Annotated in this window: 11 protein-coding genes; 8 read left to right on the top strand and 3 right to left on the bottom strand. The window is 63.8% G+C overall.

Going from position 1 to position 14,679, the window contains the following annotated elements:
• Nucleotides 1–9 precede the first annotated feature (9 nt).
• Entirely contained in the window at nucleotides 10–3,408 is a 3,399-nt protein-coding gene (locus ACHIRB_RS19090) for a Swt1 family HEPN domain-containing protein (protein ID WP_395125534.1), read from the top strand.
• Between the two features lie 10 nt (nucleotides 3,409–3,418).
• On the opposite strand, the gene ilvA is transcribed toward ACHIRB_RS19090, so the two are convergent.
• Nucleotides 3,419–4,633, bottom strand: coding sequence for a threonine ammonia-lyase (ilvA, locus tag ACHIRB_RS19085; protein ID WP_395125535.1), 1,215 nt, complete (start codon nucleotides 4,631–4,633; stop codon nucleotides 3,419–3,421).
• Nucleotides 4,634–4,637: 4 nt separating this feature from the next.
• Nucleotides 4,638–5,810 (bottom strand): cystathionine gamma-synthase, encoded by a 1,173-nt coding sequence (locus ACHIRB_RS19080; RefSeq protein WP_395114720.1) that lies wholly within the window; start codon nucleotides 5,808–5,810, stop codon nucleotides 4,638–4,640.
• 79 nt (nucleotides 5,811–5,889) lie between these two features.
• Here ACHIRB_RS19080 and ACHIRB_RS19075 point away from each other — a divergent pair, with 79 nt between their 5' ends.
• Genes ACHIRB_RS19075 through ACHIRB_RS19050 form a run of 6 tightly spaced genes read left to right on the top strand, consistent with a single transcriptional unit; the run spans nucleotide 5,890 to nucleotide 12,113 of the window.
• The gene (locus tag ACHIRB_RS19075) at nucleotides 5,890–7,056 is read left to right on the top strand and encodes an ABC transporter substrate-binding protein (RefSeq protein ID WP_395114718.1); all 1,167 of its coding nucleotides are present in this window, start codon (nucleotides 5,890–5,892) and stop codon (nucleotides 7,054–7,056) included.
• A 47-nt stretch (nucleotides 7,057–7,103) separates the two neighbouring features.
• On the top strand, nucleotides 7,104–7,979 hold the full coding sequence (locus tag ACHIRB_RS19070; protein WP_395125536.1) for a branched-chain amino acid ABC transporter permease: 876 nt from the start codon (nucleotides 7,104–7,106) through the stop codon (nucleotides 7,977–7,979).
• A complete protein-coding gene (locus tag ACHIRB_RS19065) occupies nucleotides 7,979–9,661 on the top strand; it encodes a branched-chain amino acid ABC transporter ATP-binding protein/permease (protein ID WP_395125537.1) in 1,683 nt (560 codons plus the stop codon). The genes ACHIRB_RS19070 and ACHIRB_RS19065 overlap by 1 nt, the downstream gene beginning before the upstream one ends.
• Entirely contained in the window at nucleotides 9,658–10,371 is a 714-nt protein-coding gene (locus ACHIRB_RS19060; RefSeq protein ID WP_395114710.1) for an ABC transporter ATP-binding protein, read from the top strand. The genes ACHIRB_RS19065 and ACHIRB_RS19060 overlap by 4 nt, the downstream gene beginning before the upstream one ends.
• A gap of 13 nt (nucleotides 10,372–10,384) precedes the next feature.
• Nucleotides 10,385–10,891 carry a cupin domain-containing protein gene (locus ACHIRB_RS19055; RefSeq protein WP_395125538.1) on the top strand — a complete coding sequence of 169 codons (507 nt, stop codon included), beginning with the start codon at nucleotides 10,385–10,387 and terminating at the stop codon, nucleotides 10,889–10,891.
• A 43-nt stretch (nucleotides 10,892–10,934) separates the two neighbouring features.
• Nucleotides 10,935–12,113 (top strand): acyl-CoA dehydrogenase family protein, encoded by a 1,179-nt coding sequence (locus ACHIRB_RS19050; protein WP_395125539.1) that lies wholly within the window; start codon nucleotides 10,935–10,937, stop codon nucleotides 12,111–12,113.
• Nucleotides 12,114–12,164: 51 nt separating this feature from the next.
• On the opposite strand, the gene ACHIRB_RS19045 is transcribed toward ACHIRB_RS19050, so the two are convergent.
• Nucleotides 12,165–13,559 (bottom strand): cystathionine beta-synthase, encoded by a 1,395-nt coding sequence (locus ACHIRB_RS19045; RefSeq protein ID WP_395125540.1) that lies wholly within the window; start codon nucleotides 13,557–13,559, stop codon nucleotides 12,165–12,167.
• Between the two features lie 96 nt (nucleotides 13,560–13,655).
• Here ACHIRB_RS19045 and ACHIRB_RS19040 point away from each other — a divergent pair, with 96 nt between their 5' ends.
• The gene (locus tag ACHIRB_RS19040) at nucleotides 13,656–14,630 is read left to right on the top strand and encodes an SGNH/GDSL hydrolase family protein (protein ID WP_395125541.1); all 975 of its coding nucleotides are present in this window, start codon (nucleotides 13,656–13,658) and stop codon (nucleotides 14,628–14,630) included.
• Nucleotides 14,631–14,679 lie beyond the last annotated feature (49 nt).

Below are 14,679 nucleotides of genomic sequence, written 5' to 3'. Positions count from 1 at the left end.
GGAATCGACATGGCTGTGAGCAACCGCGACCGCATCGGCAAGGCAGTCGAGATGATGGGGCCAGCGCTCGACCAATTCTTGACCCGTGTGTTCGCGAAAGACATTCCAGCAGGCAAGGACTGGACCCTGTTTCTCGCGGCCAAAGACTCCGGTCGGGGGGCGAGCGGCAGGACCTTCAGCCGAACGGACCCGCAGAACGGTCTGAGGATGCTCACCGAGAACATCCCGAACTCGGTCCGCAAGGGCTGGTTCCCCTTCAACGACCACTTGTCGCGCACAGAGCAAAGCTGGGCCACCGAGGTGCGCGACGATCGAAACAAGTGGGCGCACAACGGTTCGTTCAACGCTGATGATGCGTACCGATCACTCGACACCATCGAACGCCTATTGCGCGCGATAGGTGCACCCGCGCAGGCCGACGAAGTGAAACGGTCACGCGTCGACCTGATGCGGTTGAGCTCGGACAAGGAAGATCGGAAAGTTACCCAGGCCTCCGGGACTGCAGAGGTCGGTTCCGCCGGGCTCAAGCCCTGGCGCGAAGTACTGCGTCCGCACGACGATGTAGCCAGTGGCAATTTCCACGCTGCGGAGTTCGCCGCCGATCTGTCGATGGTTGCCCGCGGCGAAGGCGACAGCGAATACACAGATCCTGTCGAATTCTTTCAGCGGACCTTCCTCACCGCCGGACTGAGGGACCTCATCGTCCGCGCGGTCCGTCGACTGTCCGGCGACACCAATGCCGCGCCCGTCATCAACTTGCAGACCAACTTCGGTGGCGGCAAGACGCACTCGATGCTCGCCCTGTGGCATCTGGCCTCCGGACGCCCGCTAGCCGACTACCCCCAAGATGTGCAAGATCTGCTTGTCGAGCATGTCTTGAATTCGAACGCGAAACGTGTTGCGCTGGTTGGCAATCAACTCCAGGCCGGACAGCCGAACGTCATGCCGGACGGCACCGTCATCAACACCATCTGGGGCGTTCTCGCATGGCAGTTGGGCGGCAAAGCCGGGTTCGAACTGATCGCTGAATCCGACCACAATCGGACGAATCCGGGCGACGGACTGCGCAGGCTCTTCGAAAAGTTCGGCCCAGCAGTGATTCTTATCGACGAGTGGGTGGCGTACGCGAGGCAGCTCGTCGGTCGCGATGATCTGCCCGGAGGAACATTCGATACACAGTTCAGCTTCGCTCAGGCACTCACCGAGTGCGCAAAAGCGGTTCCGGGGATGCTGGTCGTGATCTCGATCCCGGCGTCACAGGAATTGAAGGACGGCGAGTACGTCAGCAGCGAAGAAGAAGTTGGCGGCGAGAATGGACGCGAGGCCTTGCGTCAGCTTCAGAAGTATGTCGGTCGCGTAGCCGACCAATGGCGCGCAGCGAACGCCGAAGAGAGCTTCGAAATTGTTCGGCGCCGATTGTTTGCGACACCTGACGGCCAAGCCATCGCCCAGATCAACGCCACCACAAAGGCTCTCATCAAGTTCTACAGCGACCACAGCTCTGAGTTCCCTCGCGAAGTAACCCATCCTGACTACGCGAAACGCTTGCAACGGTCCTACCCGGTGCATCCCGAACTCTTCGATCGGCTCTACCAGGACTGGTCGACGCTGGACAAATTCCAACGAACCCGCGGCGTGCTGCGACTCATGAATACCATTGTCGGGCAACTGTGGCGCGACAGCGATACTGCGCCGCTCATCATGCCCGGGTCAGTGCCCCTACGCGCCGACAGCGTTGTCACCGAGCTCACCCAGTACCTCGGCGACGAATGGAAGGCGCTCATCGACACCGACGTCGATGGACCGAATTCCGCGCCAGCTCAGGTCGATCATGCAAACACGGCGATCTTGGGAAGTCGGTTCGTCACGCAGCGCCTAGCTAGAACAGTGTTCATCGGCGCCACACCAACTTTGAAGTCAGCCCACAAGGGCATCGACAAGCAGCGAATCTTTCTCGGCACCGCGCTTCCCGGTGATATTCCCGGTAACTTCCACTCGGCGCTCAATCACCTGAGCAATACGGCGACCTACTTCTACAATTCGGATTCTCAATACTGGTACGACACTCAGGCGAACACAACCCGCACTGCCAAAGATTTTGCCGAGCAGTTACACCAAGAGAAGGTGTACGCCGAAGTCGCGCAACGCCTAGAGGCGCACCGCCGACCGTCGCAACAGGGCTTCGCGGGTGTGCATGTGGCTCCTGGCAGTTCGGCCGATGTTCCGGACACCCAAGACGTACGCCTCGTCGTAGTGCCGCCCTCACACGTGTACGACCGAAAGGCGAAGTCCGACTCATCGGCCGTCAAATGGGCCCGCGACATGACTGAGCACCGCAGCAATTCGGCCCGTACCCATCGAAATATGATCGCCTTTCTCGCCGCTGACAGCACACGATGGGCGGAGCTGAACGCGGCAGTCCGGGACTTTCTGGCATGGTCGCATGTTCGCGACAACGCGGTGAATCTCGGACTGACCCTCCAGCAACAGCAGCAAGCCACCGACCGGGTAAAGGTCCACGACCGGACCGTTCGTGACCGCTTGTTCGACACATATCAGTGGGTGTTGGCTCCGACTCAGCGGGATGCAACGAAGCCACTCGAGATCGAGGCGTTCAAGTCGGACGGGGCGACCGAACATCTCGAAGACCGTGCCGCCACGAAGTTGCGCAACGAAAGCCTGCTCGTCCTGCAACGTACCGCGGCACTCATCCGCCACGACCTGGATGGCCCGCTGCGCAACGCCTGGGACCGTGACGGACACATCAGCTTTGGGCAGTTGTTGGCTTATTACACGACGTATCCCTTCCTGGCGCGGCTGCGTGACCGCTCCGTACTCGAGGATGGCGTGCTGTCGGTGTACGACGAATTGATTTGGCAACAAACCGGATTCGCGTTCGCCGACAGCTGGGACGGCGAACAGTACATCGGCCTCGTCTTGCCGACGGACACTGTCACGCCGCCGGCCGCCACAGACTCGCTACTCCTCGTCCAGCCGACCCTCGCGGAGGTCCAGCGCGAAGCGGAGATCGCAGAGTTCACCCAGCACACAACGTCGGTAGGCGGTCCCGAAAACGATGGATCGACTACGGACGTTGGTGCAGAGTCAACTCCCGAGCAAGGTCGCGCCCGTGGCACCAGCCAAGAACCTCCCGCTCGTCCTGCCCCCGCTGCCAAAACCAGATTCTTTGGATCCGCGGTATTAAATCCTGACTTCTATGCGCGGGACTTCAGTCGGCTCACCAACGAGGTGATTCAACATCTCGCAGCGGCTGAAGGAGTCGAGTTGGAGGTGCGGGTGGAGATCACCGCGACGACGCCGAAAGGCTTCGATGACGCCAAGGTTCGCACTGTGAGCGAGAACGCGACCGTACTGAAGTTCGAGCAATCAGGCTTCGAGGCCGGCTGACCCCCGTGTGTCACTCCTGCTTCACCACCGCGTAGCCGGCATCACCGAGTGCGGTCAGCACACTCGCCCGATGCTCAGGACCACGCGTTTCCATCGTGAGTGCGACCTCGACCTCGTCGAGTGCCAACTTGCCTGCGGTCCGGGAATGTACGACGTCCAAAACGCTTGCGCCACTTGCACTGACGACGTTGAGCAACGTACTGAGTCCGCCGGGGCGGTCGGCGATGGTGACTCGAACGGCAAGGAAACGTCCTGCCGCGCGCAGACCGTGTGCGACGACGTGGGTGAGCATCAGCGGATCGACGTTGCCGCCGGACAGGACGACGCAGACGCGACCCTCCAACTGCAGTTCTTCGGCCGGGTAGGTCATGAGCGCCGCGACACCTGCTGCTCCGGCGGGTTCGACGATCAGCTTGGCCCGTTCCATACACAGCAGCAGAGCCCGCGAGAGGGCGTCCTCGGACACCGTCAGCATCGACCCGACCAGCTTGGACACGTGTGCGAACGGCACCTCGCCCGGCAGACCGACGGCAATACCGTCGGCCATCGTGGACATCGATTCGGCACGGATCGGTTTACCCGCCGCCAGTGAGGCGGGCCACGCCGCGGCATCGGCAGCTTGAACGCCGATGATCCGGATTTTCTTACCGAGCAGGTCCATCGCCGCCGCGATCCCAGCGACGAGACCGCCACCGCCGGTCGGTACCACGATCGTCCCGACATCGGGCATCTGCTCGAGGATCTCCAATGCCACGGTCGCTTGACCGGCCACGATGTCGATGTGGTCGAACGGGTGGATCAGGATCGCGCCGGTCTGCTCGGCGAATTCCCGCGCACCGACGAGTGCGTCGTCGATGGTCGCACCGCGCTGCAGGACCTCGGCTCCGTAGGCGCGAGTCGCGACCAGTTTCGGCAGCGGCGCGTTGGTCGGCATAAAGACGGTCGACGTGATGCCGAGTTCGGTCGCCGACCACGCGACGCCTTGCGCGTGGTTACCGGCGCTTGCGGCAACGATGCCCCTCGCCCGCTCCTCCGCTGTCAGGTTCGCGATCCGATAGTAGGCACCGCGCGGCTTGAAAGATCCTGTGCGCTGCAGGTTCTCGCACTTGAGCCACACGTCGTGACCCGTCGTTTCGGACAGCACACGTGATGCGACGATCGGCGTTCGGCGGATGACGGGTGCGAGAACGCTTGCGGCGGCGTTGATCTGGTCCAGGGTCAACATTGCATCAGCCGAGTGCTTGCTCGATGTCGCCGAGCAGGTCCGCGGAATCCTCGATGCCGACCGATAGCCGAACGAGGTTCACCGGCACTTCCAAGGCGGAGCCTTCGGTCGATGCGTGCGTCATTGCCGCGGGATGCTCGATCAGGGATTCGACGCCACCGAGCGACTCGGCGAGGATGAACACCTCTGTCTTGGAGCACAATTCGTGTGCTCCCTCCTTACCGCCCTTGACCAGCACCGAGATCATGCCGCCGAATCTCTTCATCTGCTCGGCGGCAACAGCGTGACTCGGGTGGTCCGCAAGACCCGGATAGATCACCTTCTCGATCTTCGGATGCGCGACGAGCAGTTCGACGAGTTTCTCGGCATTGTCGCTGTGGCGATCCATCCGCAGTGCGAGTGTCTTGATGCCGCGCAGCGTGAGGTAGCTGTCGAACGGCCCTGGCACCGCGCCCGCCCCGTTCTGCAGGAAGGCGAATGCGGTGTCGAGTTCTTCGTCGTCGGTGATCAAGGCACCGCCGACGACGTCGGAATGTCCGCCGATGTACTTGGTCGTCGAATGCAGGACGACGTCGGCGCCGAGCAACAGCGGCTGCTGCAGGTACGGCGAGGCAAACGTATTGTCCACCACCAACTTTGCACCACCGGCGTGGGTGACCTCGGCGAGGGCCTCGATATCGCCGATGTTGAGCAGCGGATTGGTCGGCGTCTCGATCCAGACCAGCTTGGTGTTCGGCTGAATGGCGGCGCGCACCGCGTCGACGTCGGACACGGGAGCAACCGTGTACTCGATCCCCCACTGGCTGAAGACCTTGTCGATCAGCCGGAACGTGCCGCCGTACGCGTCGTTCGGAATGACGAGGTGATCACCTGGCCGCAGTGCCGCGCGAAGCAGGCAGTCGGTCGCAGCCATACCCGACGCGAACGCCCGGCCGAACGTTCCCGATTCGATGGCTGCAAGATTCGCCTCGAGCGCAGTTCGGGTCGGGTTGCCGGTGCGGGCGTACTCGAACCCGCCGCGTAATCCGCCGACACCGTCCTGCGCGAAGGTCGAACTGGCGTAGATGGGGACGTTGACAGCACCGGTCAGTGGATCGGGGTCGTAGCCTGCGTGCACTGCCCTCGTGGTGAACCCCTGCCAGGACGTCGTGTCGACCTTGCTGCGCTGCTCGCTCATACCGTCGAGCGTAATGCCGCGGGTACGGACCGCCGCGATTCGGACTCACTTATCGCCGCCGATCCTTCACAATCATCGGATGCGCTGCAGAACCTCTATCGCGACCACCGCGTTGCTTGTCCTGACCATTGCCGGCTGTGCTTCCGATACCTCCGACGACCCGACCGCCGACCGGACCGGATCCGGCTCCGGTGCCGACTGCCGGATCGACGGCGCGGTGCCGATCGGTGCAGCTCTCAGCCTCACCGGCCCCGCAGGAAGCTACGGCGACCCGCAGCGCAAAGGTCTCGAACTCGCACTCGGCGAGCTCAACTCGAAGGGTGGCATCACCTACGACCTTCGCGTCGAGGACGACGCAACCGATCCCAAACAAGGCATCACGGTATTCGAGAAGTTCGCAACGACCGATGCCGTGAGCGTCATCCTCGGGCCGACCCTGTCGACTGGGGCAAAGGTTGCCGACCCGGTCGCGCAGGAGAACAAGGTCCCCGTCCTCGGAATTTCGAACACGGCCGCTGGCATCACCGAAATCGGCGACTACGTCTTCCGCGATTCACTGACCGAAGACGTCGTCATCCCCCAGACCATCGAGAAGGCGAAATCCGCGCTCGGCCTGAAGAAGGTCGTCGTGCTGTACGGCAACGACGACGCGTTCACCCAGTCCGGCTACGAAGCATTCAAGGGTGCCTTGGACGAGCAGGGCGTCGAGATCGCGAAGACGTTGACCTTCTCCAAGGCAGATACCGACTTCCGTGCGCTGCTCACCGACGCGAAAGCAGCCAATGCGGACGCACTTGTGGTGTCGGGCCTGATCGACGCCGCAATTCCACTGGTGACGCAGGCTCGTGAACTCGGCATCGACAAGCCGATCATCGGTGGCAACGGCTTCAACAATCCGAAGCTGATGAAGGATGCAGGCGCTGCAGCGGAGGGCATCATCGTCGGTGCTGCCTGGAACTCCGCATCCAAGGCTTCGAAGAACGCAGCGTTCCTCGAGGCGTACCAGGCGAAGTTCGGCGTCGCACCCGACCAGTTCGCCGCGCAGGCCTACACCGGATTCGTTCTCGTCGACGCCGCGGTCCGCGAGGGCTGCTCCGCATCGCGCGAAGCGATCAAGGACAACCTCGGGAAGCTGAAGGACGTCGACACCGTGCTCGGCACCTTCTCCTTCGACGACAACCGCGACGCTGTGCATCCCGCAGTGGTGCAGATCGTGAAGGACGGCAAGTTCGCGGTCCTCGAATGACCGGTAGCGCAGTGACCGCGAACGACGCGGACTGACGGCTCGCCACCGTGCAGCAGATCCTCAACGGCGTCTTCTCGGGTTCGATCTATGCGCTGTTCGCGATCGGGTTCACACTGGTCTTCGGTGTGCTCGATCGGCTGAACCTGGCACATTCGGCTGTGTTCACAGCGTCGGCGTTCGTCGGCATCGAACTCGTCGTTCGCGGGGACCTGCCCATCTGGCTCGCGATACCCGCAGTCGCAGTGTTCGGCGCGATCCTCGGGATTGTCATCGAGCGCGTTGCATTCCGCCCGCTCGCCGATCGCAACGATGCACATTTCGCTGGACTGATCTCGTCGATTGCAGTGGGTGGCATGTTCATCGCACTGCTGCAGGCTCGCTACGGACCCGACACGCAGCGCTTCCCACCGGACACCTTTCCAGCCACCGCATTCGAATTCGCCGGCGCCCGAATCACATTGCTGCAGATCGTGATACTCGGCGTCGCGTTCGGGCTCATGTTCGCCCTCGCCTACCTCGTGAACAGCACATCGCTGGGTAGGGCGATGCGGGCTGTCGCCGAGAGTCCGCGGGCGGCAAGAGTTCTCGGCATCAACGTCGACCGCGTGACGTCGACGACCTTCGCGTTGTCGTCAGCGCTCGGTGCGGTCGCCGGTGTGCTGCTCGCGTTGAACGTCAACACCGCTCGAATGGACATGGGCTTCGCTATCGAGTTGAAAGGACTTGCCGTCATCATCGTCGGCGGTATGGGATCGCTCCGCGGCGCCATGATCGGCGGACTGCTCCTCGGACTGACGGAAGTCTTTGCGGTGCAGTACATCGGGTCGTCGTGGCGCGACGTCATCGCCTTCGGCCTGCTGTTCGCGATCTTGCTCGTCCGTCCGCAGGGCATGTTCGGCGTGCGTCGATTGCGGGAGGTCTGATGTTCGCGGCGCCGCTGTTCACCAACTACACCGCGACGGTCACGCTGATTGCTCTGACGGCGATCTTCGCCTACTCCTACTACGCCGTACTGATCGTGGGACAGCTGAGTCTCGGGCAAGCCGGACTTGCCTCCCTCGGCGGCTTCAGCGCGACCCTCGTCGTACCGGACGAGCCGATCGCAGGTCTGTCGCCGCTCGTCGTCGGCGTTCCGGTCGGTATGGCTGTCGGTGCGATCGCGGCCTTTATCCTCGGTCTGCCCGTGATGCGGCTGCGTGGGGTGTTCCTCGCGATCGCGACCCTCGGCTTCGGCGAGGTCGTTCGGATCGTGCTGATCAACATGTCGTGGACCGGTGGCGCGCAAGGTATTCGGGTGCCGAAGTTGGTGACACCGAGCATCGCCTGGATCGCCGTGGCGGTCGTCGCATACTGGTTCTGGCGGCTCGGTCCGTCGCGTCTCGGCAGCGCGTTCGCTGCGATCCGCGAGGACGAACTCGCCGCGCGCGCAATGGGTATCGATGTCAGCAGGCACCGGATGATCGCCTTCGTCACCTCCGGCGCCGTTGTCGGGCTGTACGGCGTTCTCGTGTCCTACTTCTCCCGGCTGATCACCCCCGACGACTTCGGATTCGCCACTGCCGTGGACGGTTTGGTCACCGCCGTGGTCGGTGGCTCGCTGCTGTTCGTCGGTCCACTGCTCGGTAGCGCCTTCTTCACGCTGCTGCCGGAGATCCAGCGGGCGGCCGGCATCGAGGCAGGGTGGATTCGCCCGTTCATCTCGAGCATGCTGCTGCTTGTCGTGATCCTGTTCCTGCCCGGTGGCCTGTCGAGTCTTGTTCCACGCCTGTACAAACCGAAGGTTGCACGCGACGCCGCGCCACCCGAACTCGAGCCGCTACCCGAGCCCGGCACGCCGATACTGCAACTCTCCGGACTCGGCAAGGACTACGGCGGCGTCCACGCCGTACGCGACATCGACCTCGAGATCCGCAGCGGCGACGTGCTCGGGTTGATCGGACCGAACGGCGCAGGCAAGACCACGCTGGTCAACATGATCAGTGGACTCGTGGAGCCGACGAGCGGGTCGGGCACGGTCCTCGGCTGCACGTTGGGTAACCCCGCGACGGCGCACAGATTCGCGGTCGCCGGTGTTGCCCGAACCTTCCAGCAGGCCAAGCTGTTCGAGCGTTTGACCGTGCTCGAGAACGTCGTCGTCGGCACCCATGTCGTCAGCAAGCCGACCTTCCTGCGCCGTCTGCTCTGGCTACCGTCCGCGCGTCGTGACGAACGCCGCGCGCTCGCGCAGGCGAGCGCGCAGTTGGGCCGCGTCGGGTTGGTCGACAAAGCCGGCGTCCGAGCCAAACAGTTGTCGTTCGGCGACCGGCGGCGGCTGGAGATCGCGCGGGCACTCGCCGCACATCCGACCCTGCTGATCCTCGACGAACCGGCCGCAGGTATGAACCACGTAGAGGCCGTCGAACTGTCGGACCTGATCGGTTCCCTTGCCGCGGACGGCATCACGATCCTGTTGATCGAACACAACGTCGGCATGGTGTTGCGGACGTGCAGCCGCATCGTCGTACTCGACTTCGGCGCGGTCATCGCGCACGGCACACCTGCCGAAATCTCTGCCGATCCCGCCGTGATCGAGGCCTACCTCGGCTCGGAAGGCAGTACAACATGACCGAACCCGCCCTGTCCGTCGAGGCGATCAGCTTGTCCTACGGCCGAATTCGCGCCGTCGAGAACGTCACGTTCGGAGTACCGGCCGGCGGTCTCGTCACCCTGGTCGGAGCCAACGGGGCAGGCAAGACGTCGGTGCTCAGTGGGGTGTCGGGGCTGGTGAAACTGCGGTCGGGCAGAGTTCGATTCGAAGGCACAGACGTCACCAAATGGTCGGCACACAAACTGGTGAAGGCGGGGCTGGTCAGCGTCCCCGAAGGTCGCGAAATCCTCGCGGCGATGACGGTGCACGAGAACTTGCTTCTCGGCGGCTGGCACAGACGGCGCAGCGCGGCAACGACGATCGACGAGATGTACCAACGCTTTCCGGTGCTCGCTCAGCGGCGCGACCTCTCCGCGGGAGCTTTGTCCGGCGGCGAGCAGCAGATGCTTGCCATCGCTCGCGCACTCGTCGCGAAGCCGACTGTGCTGCTGATGGACGAACCTTCCATGGGGCTCGCGCCTCTCGTCGTCGACGAGATCTTTCGCGTCATCGCCGAAATTCGTTCCAGTGGAACAACAGTCGTGCTGGTCGAACAGAACGCGCGCCGCGCGCTTCGCGTCGCCGACTACGGCTACGTGATGGAAACGGGCTCGATCACCCAGGAGGGTCCGGCGGCGGACCTGCTCGCCGACCAACGCATCGTCGCGGCATATCTCGGGCTCGACTGACCTGGCCCACTCGATGGCGCGGAAAGCCTGTGAATCGAACTCCGGTGGCGCACTATGTCTGCATGCGATCACCGTTACGAATTGCCTCGCAGCTGCTGCGACCACCGCCCTCACGTCGACCGCCGCGTTCAGCCTGTGCCTGACCGCGGGGACCGCCGCCGCGACACCGAGTTCGGGGGTGACGGCGCAGATCCTCGGCCAGGTGACCATCGCAGGCAAGGATTACATCCTGCGGCAGATCACGATCGCACCCGGCGGCACGACCGGCTGGCATTTCCACGACGGCACGTTGTACGCCCTGATCACCGGCGGCACGCTGAGCCACTACAAGTCCGATTGCAGCGTCGACGGTATCTACAACGCGGGCGGGACCCTCGTGGAACCGAGCGGGCCCGGCCACGTGCACATCGGAAACAACTCGGCGACCACTCCACTCGTTCTTCAGGTCGTCTACGTCAACCCCGCCGGAAGTCCACTGTCCGAGGATGCGGCCGCGCCGAGCTGCGAACTTCCCAAGTAACCCGGGCAGTGCGCTCGGGGCGATCTGTCAGTAGGTTGGCGAGATGAGTGAGGCAAAGGCGCTGACCGTCGACGAGCTGTTCGCCATCGATTCGCTGCTCCAACCCGAGGAGCGTGAAATCCAGCAGACAGTACGGAAGTTCGCTGCCGAGCACATCCGTCCGCACATCGCGGATTGGTTCGAGAACGCCACCTTCCCGGTCAAGGAGTTGGCGCCGGAGTTCGGCAAACTCGGGCTGTTCGGCATGCATCTGGAGGGGTACGGCTGCGCGGGCACGTCCGCGACCGCGTACGGCATCGCGTGTATGGAGATCGAGGCCGCTGATTCCGGCGCGCGCAGCATGATCTCCGTGCAGGGCTCGCTCGCGATGACGGCGATCTACAAGTACGGCTCCGAGGAACAGAAGCAGCAGTGGCTGCCGCGTATGGCGGCGGGCGAGGTTCTCGGCTGCTTCGGTCTCACCGAACCCGATTTCGGATCCAATCCCGGCGGCATGCGGACCCGTGCCCGTCGCGACGGCTCCGATTGGGTCCTCAACGGTTCGAAGATGTGGATCACCAACGGCACCGTTGCCGACGTTGCGATCGTCTGGGCGCAGACGGACGACAAGATCCGCGGGTTCATCGTGCCGACCGACTCCCCCGGTTTCCAAGCACACGAAATGCACAAGAAGTTGTCGCTGCGCGCATCGATCACGGCGGAACTGTCGTTCGACGACATCCGGCTTCCCGAGGACGCGATGCTGCCCGACGCTCGTGGCCTTGCCGGTCCACTCGGCTGCCTCAGCGAAGCTCGGTTCGGCATCATCTTCGGATCGATGGGAGCCGCGCGCGACTGCCTGCAGGCGGCCATCGAATATGCCCAGACCCGTGAGGTTTTCGACAAACCACTTGCCGCGTATCAGCTGACCCAGGCGAAGATCGCCGACATGGCTGTCGAACTCGGCAAGGGTCAACTGCTCGCCTTGCATCTCGGTCGACTTAAAGATCAAGACAAGCTGCGCCCCGAGCAGGTCAGCGTGGGCAAGCTGAACAACACGCGAGAAGCGATCGAAATCGCCCGCACCTGCCGAACCATCTTGGGCGCCAACGGCATAACCCTCGAGTACCCGGTACTGCGGCATGCGAACAACCTGGAGTCGGTACTCACCTACGAAGGCACCGCTGAGGTCCACCAGTTGGTGATCGGTCAGGCGCTCACGGGGTCGTCCGCGTTCAGGTAGGGCGCTGCGCGTCTCGTGAGTCCTTTTGGAGGTGTGGCCCTCCGGAAGGACTCACGAGCGCGTAGCGCCTTCGCTGAGGAATCCGAGCAGATCGTGTCGCGTGATGACGCCGACGGGCTTGCCGTCGTCTACCACCATCAGCGCGTCGGTGTCGCCGAGCGCCTTGGTCGCCGCGCTGACGGGCTCGCCGGAACCGATCAGCGGGAACGGCGCACTCATGTGCTTGGCGACCGAATCCGCAAGTGATGCACGGCCTTCGAAGACCGCCGACAGCAGATCGCGCTCGGAGACACTGCCCTGGACCTCACCCGCCATCACCGGCGGTTCGGCGCCGACGACCGGCATCTGCGAGACGCCGTACTCACGCAGAATTTCGATCGCATCGCGCAGTGTCTCGGACGGGTGGGTGTGGACCAGATCGGGCAGCTTCCCCGTCTTGCCGCGGACGACGTCGCCGACGGTCGGCTCGTTCGCCTTGCCGTCGAGGGGGCTCCGCAGGAAGCCGTACGACGACATCCATTTGTCGTTGAAGATCTTCGACAGGTAGCCGCGACCACCGTCCGGTAGCAGTACTACGACCAGCGCGTCCGGGCCTTCACGCTCGGCGACCTCGATCGCTGCGACGACGGCCATGCCACACGAACCACCGACGAGCAGACCCTCCTCGCGCGCGAGGCGGCGAGTCATCTCGAAGGAATCGGCGTCGGACACGGCGATGATCTCGTCGGGAATCGAAGCGTCGTATGCGCTCGGCCAGAAGTCTTCGCCGACGCCCTCGACGAGGTACGGACGACCTGTTCCGCCCGAGTACACCGACCCTTCCGGATCGGCTCCGACGACCTTGACCTTGCCGCCGGAAACCTCTTTGAGGTAGCGGCCGGCGCCCGAGATGGTGCCACCTGTGCCGACACCAGCGACGAAGTGCGTGATCTTGCCGTCGGTGTCGTTCCAGATCTCCGGACCGGTTGTCTCGTAATGACTCTCGGGTCCGGCCGGGTTGGAGTACTGGTCGGGCTTCCAGGCACCCTCTATCTCGGTCACCAGGCGGTCGGACACGTTGTAGTAGCTGTCGGGGTGCTCTGGCGCGACGGCGGTCGGGCAGACGACGACCTCGGCGCCGTACGCCTTGAGGACGTTGCGCTTGTCTTCGCTCACCTTGTCGGGGCAGACGAACACACATTTGTAGCCGCGCTGCTGCGCCACGAGCGCAAGCCCGATACCGGTGTTGCCGGACGTCGGCTCGACGATCGTGCCGCCCGGCTTCAACGCACCCGACGCTTCGGCCGCGTCGACCATCTTGACCGCGATGCGGTCCTTCGAGCTGCCACCCGGATTGAGGTACTCGACCTTCGCCGCGACGAGGCCGGCACCGGAGCCGACGACCGACGAAAGTTTGACCAACGGGGTGTTGCCGATGAGATCGACGACATGATCTGCGATGCGCATACTCACATCGTCCCAGAGCGTCGGATGCCACACGTGCGCAGGCGGTGAGAAAGCGGCTAAATTTGTTATGCACGACCGAATCGAAGGGGTACACCGATGGCTGTGCGCAGCTGGCGAACCGCGGCCAAGACAGGCGCCGCCACCGTCGTCGCCGGTTCGGGCGCCGGGACGGCGTCATGGGCGGCTTACAAACATCTGATGTCACAGGCGTCGGCCGCCAGGAGCGTCATCGGCCGCAATACGGCAAAACCGCCGGAGGCAGACGGTATCTACACAGCGGGCTGCGACGCGCCGGAGCGCTGGCACACCGGATCGCACGCCGATCTGCATCTGATGATCTTCGGTGACTCCACGGCCGCGGGCCTCGGTTGTGTCATTGCTGACGAAGTGCCTGGGGTCCGCGTTGCTCGCGGTCTCGCCGAAGAGACCGGCAAGCGAATCAGGCTCAGCACCAAGGCGATACAGGGCGCCACCTCGAAAGGTCTCAAAGGCCAGGTCGACGCGATGTTCATCGCTGGACCGCCACCGGACGCGTCGGTCATTCTGATCGGAGCAAACGACGTCACCAAGAAACACTCGGTGCGACGTTCCGCGGAGCGGGTCGGCGACGCGGTGCGGCGACTGCGCGCCAGCGGCAGCGTTGTCGTCGTAGGCACGTGTCCCGACCTCGGCGTCGTGAGCGCAATCCCGCAGCCGCTACGGACCGTCGTCCGTGAATGGGGCCTGCTGCTCGCGAGGGCCCAGTCCGCCGAGATCCTGGCTGCTGGTGGGCATCCCGTCGCGATGGCCGACCTTCTTGCCCCCGAATTTCTCGCCGCGCCCGATCGTATGTTCTCTGCCGACGGCTTTCACCCATCGGCAGCGGGCTACGAATTGGCCGCCCATCAGATACTGCCGGTGCTCGCGGCGGCACTCGGAGAATGGCACGGCGGCCCGTTACCGACGCTGCCCGTCGTATCCGACGTTGCCGAAGGACGCAGGCTTGCAACCCGCTTGACGACCACCGCCGACCGTTTCCTCCGGCAGCGCGACGAGCGTCGAAACGAGCACCGTAATCTCGTAACCGAGTAGTTCACAAGCAAGTGACGAACACGCTGTAGTCCGCACGCCAGTCCCCAAG

The organism is Antrihabitans spumae, assembly GCF_043944905.1.
GTDB classification, from domain to species: domain Bacteria; phylum Actinomycetota; class Actinomycetes; order Mycobacteriales; family Mycobacteriaceae; genus Antrihabitans; species Antrihabitans spumae.
Note: the sequence above shows the minus strand (reverse complement) of the source record. Positions and strands in the feature narration are given on the sequence as shown.

Bases quoted from the DNA above. Each gene is read 5' to 3' on its own strand.
- ACHIRB_RS19090 (WP_395125534.1), top strand. From the start codon at position 10: ATGGCTGTGAGCAACCGCGACCGCATCGGCAAGGCAGTCGAGATGATG.
- ACHIRB_RS19065 (WP_395125537.1), top strand. From the start codon at position 7,979: ATGTTCGCGGCGCCGCTGTTCACCAACTACACCGCGACGGTCACGCTG.
- ACHIRB_RS19040 (WP_395125541.1), top strand. From the start codon at position 13,656: ATGGCTGTGCGCAGCTGGCGAACCGCGGCCAAGACAGGCGCCGCCACC.
- ACHIRB_RS19075 (WP_395114718.1), top strand. From the start codon at position 5,890: ATGCGCTGCAGAACCTCTATCGCGACCACCGCGTTGCTTGTCCTGACC.
- ACHIRB_RS19050 (WP_395125539.1), top strand. From the start codon at position 10,935: ATGAGTGAGGCAAAGGCGCTGACCGTCGACGAGCTGTTCGCCATCGAT.
- ilvA (WP_395125535.1), bottom strand. From the start codon at position 4,633: ATGTTGACCCTGGACCAGATCAACGCCGCCGCAAGCGTTCTCGCACCC.
- ACHIRB_RS19080 (WP_395114720.1), bottom strand. From the start codon at position 5,810: ATGAGCGAGCAGCGCAGCAAGGTCGACACGACGTCCTGGCAGGGGTTC.
- ACHIRB_RS19060 (WP_395114710.1), top strand. From the start codon at position 9,658: ATGACCGAACCCGCCCTGTCCGTCGAGGCGATCAGCTTGTCCTACGGC.
- ACHIRB_RS19045 (WP_395125540.1), bottom strand. From the start codon at position 13,559: ATGCGCATCGCAGATCATGTCGTCGATCTCATCGGCAACACCCCGTTG.
- ACHIRB_RS19055 (WP_395125538.1), top strand. From the start codon at position 10,385: ATGGCGCGGAAAGCCTGTGAATCGAACTCCGGTGGCGCACTATGTCTG.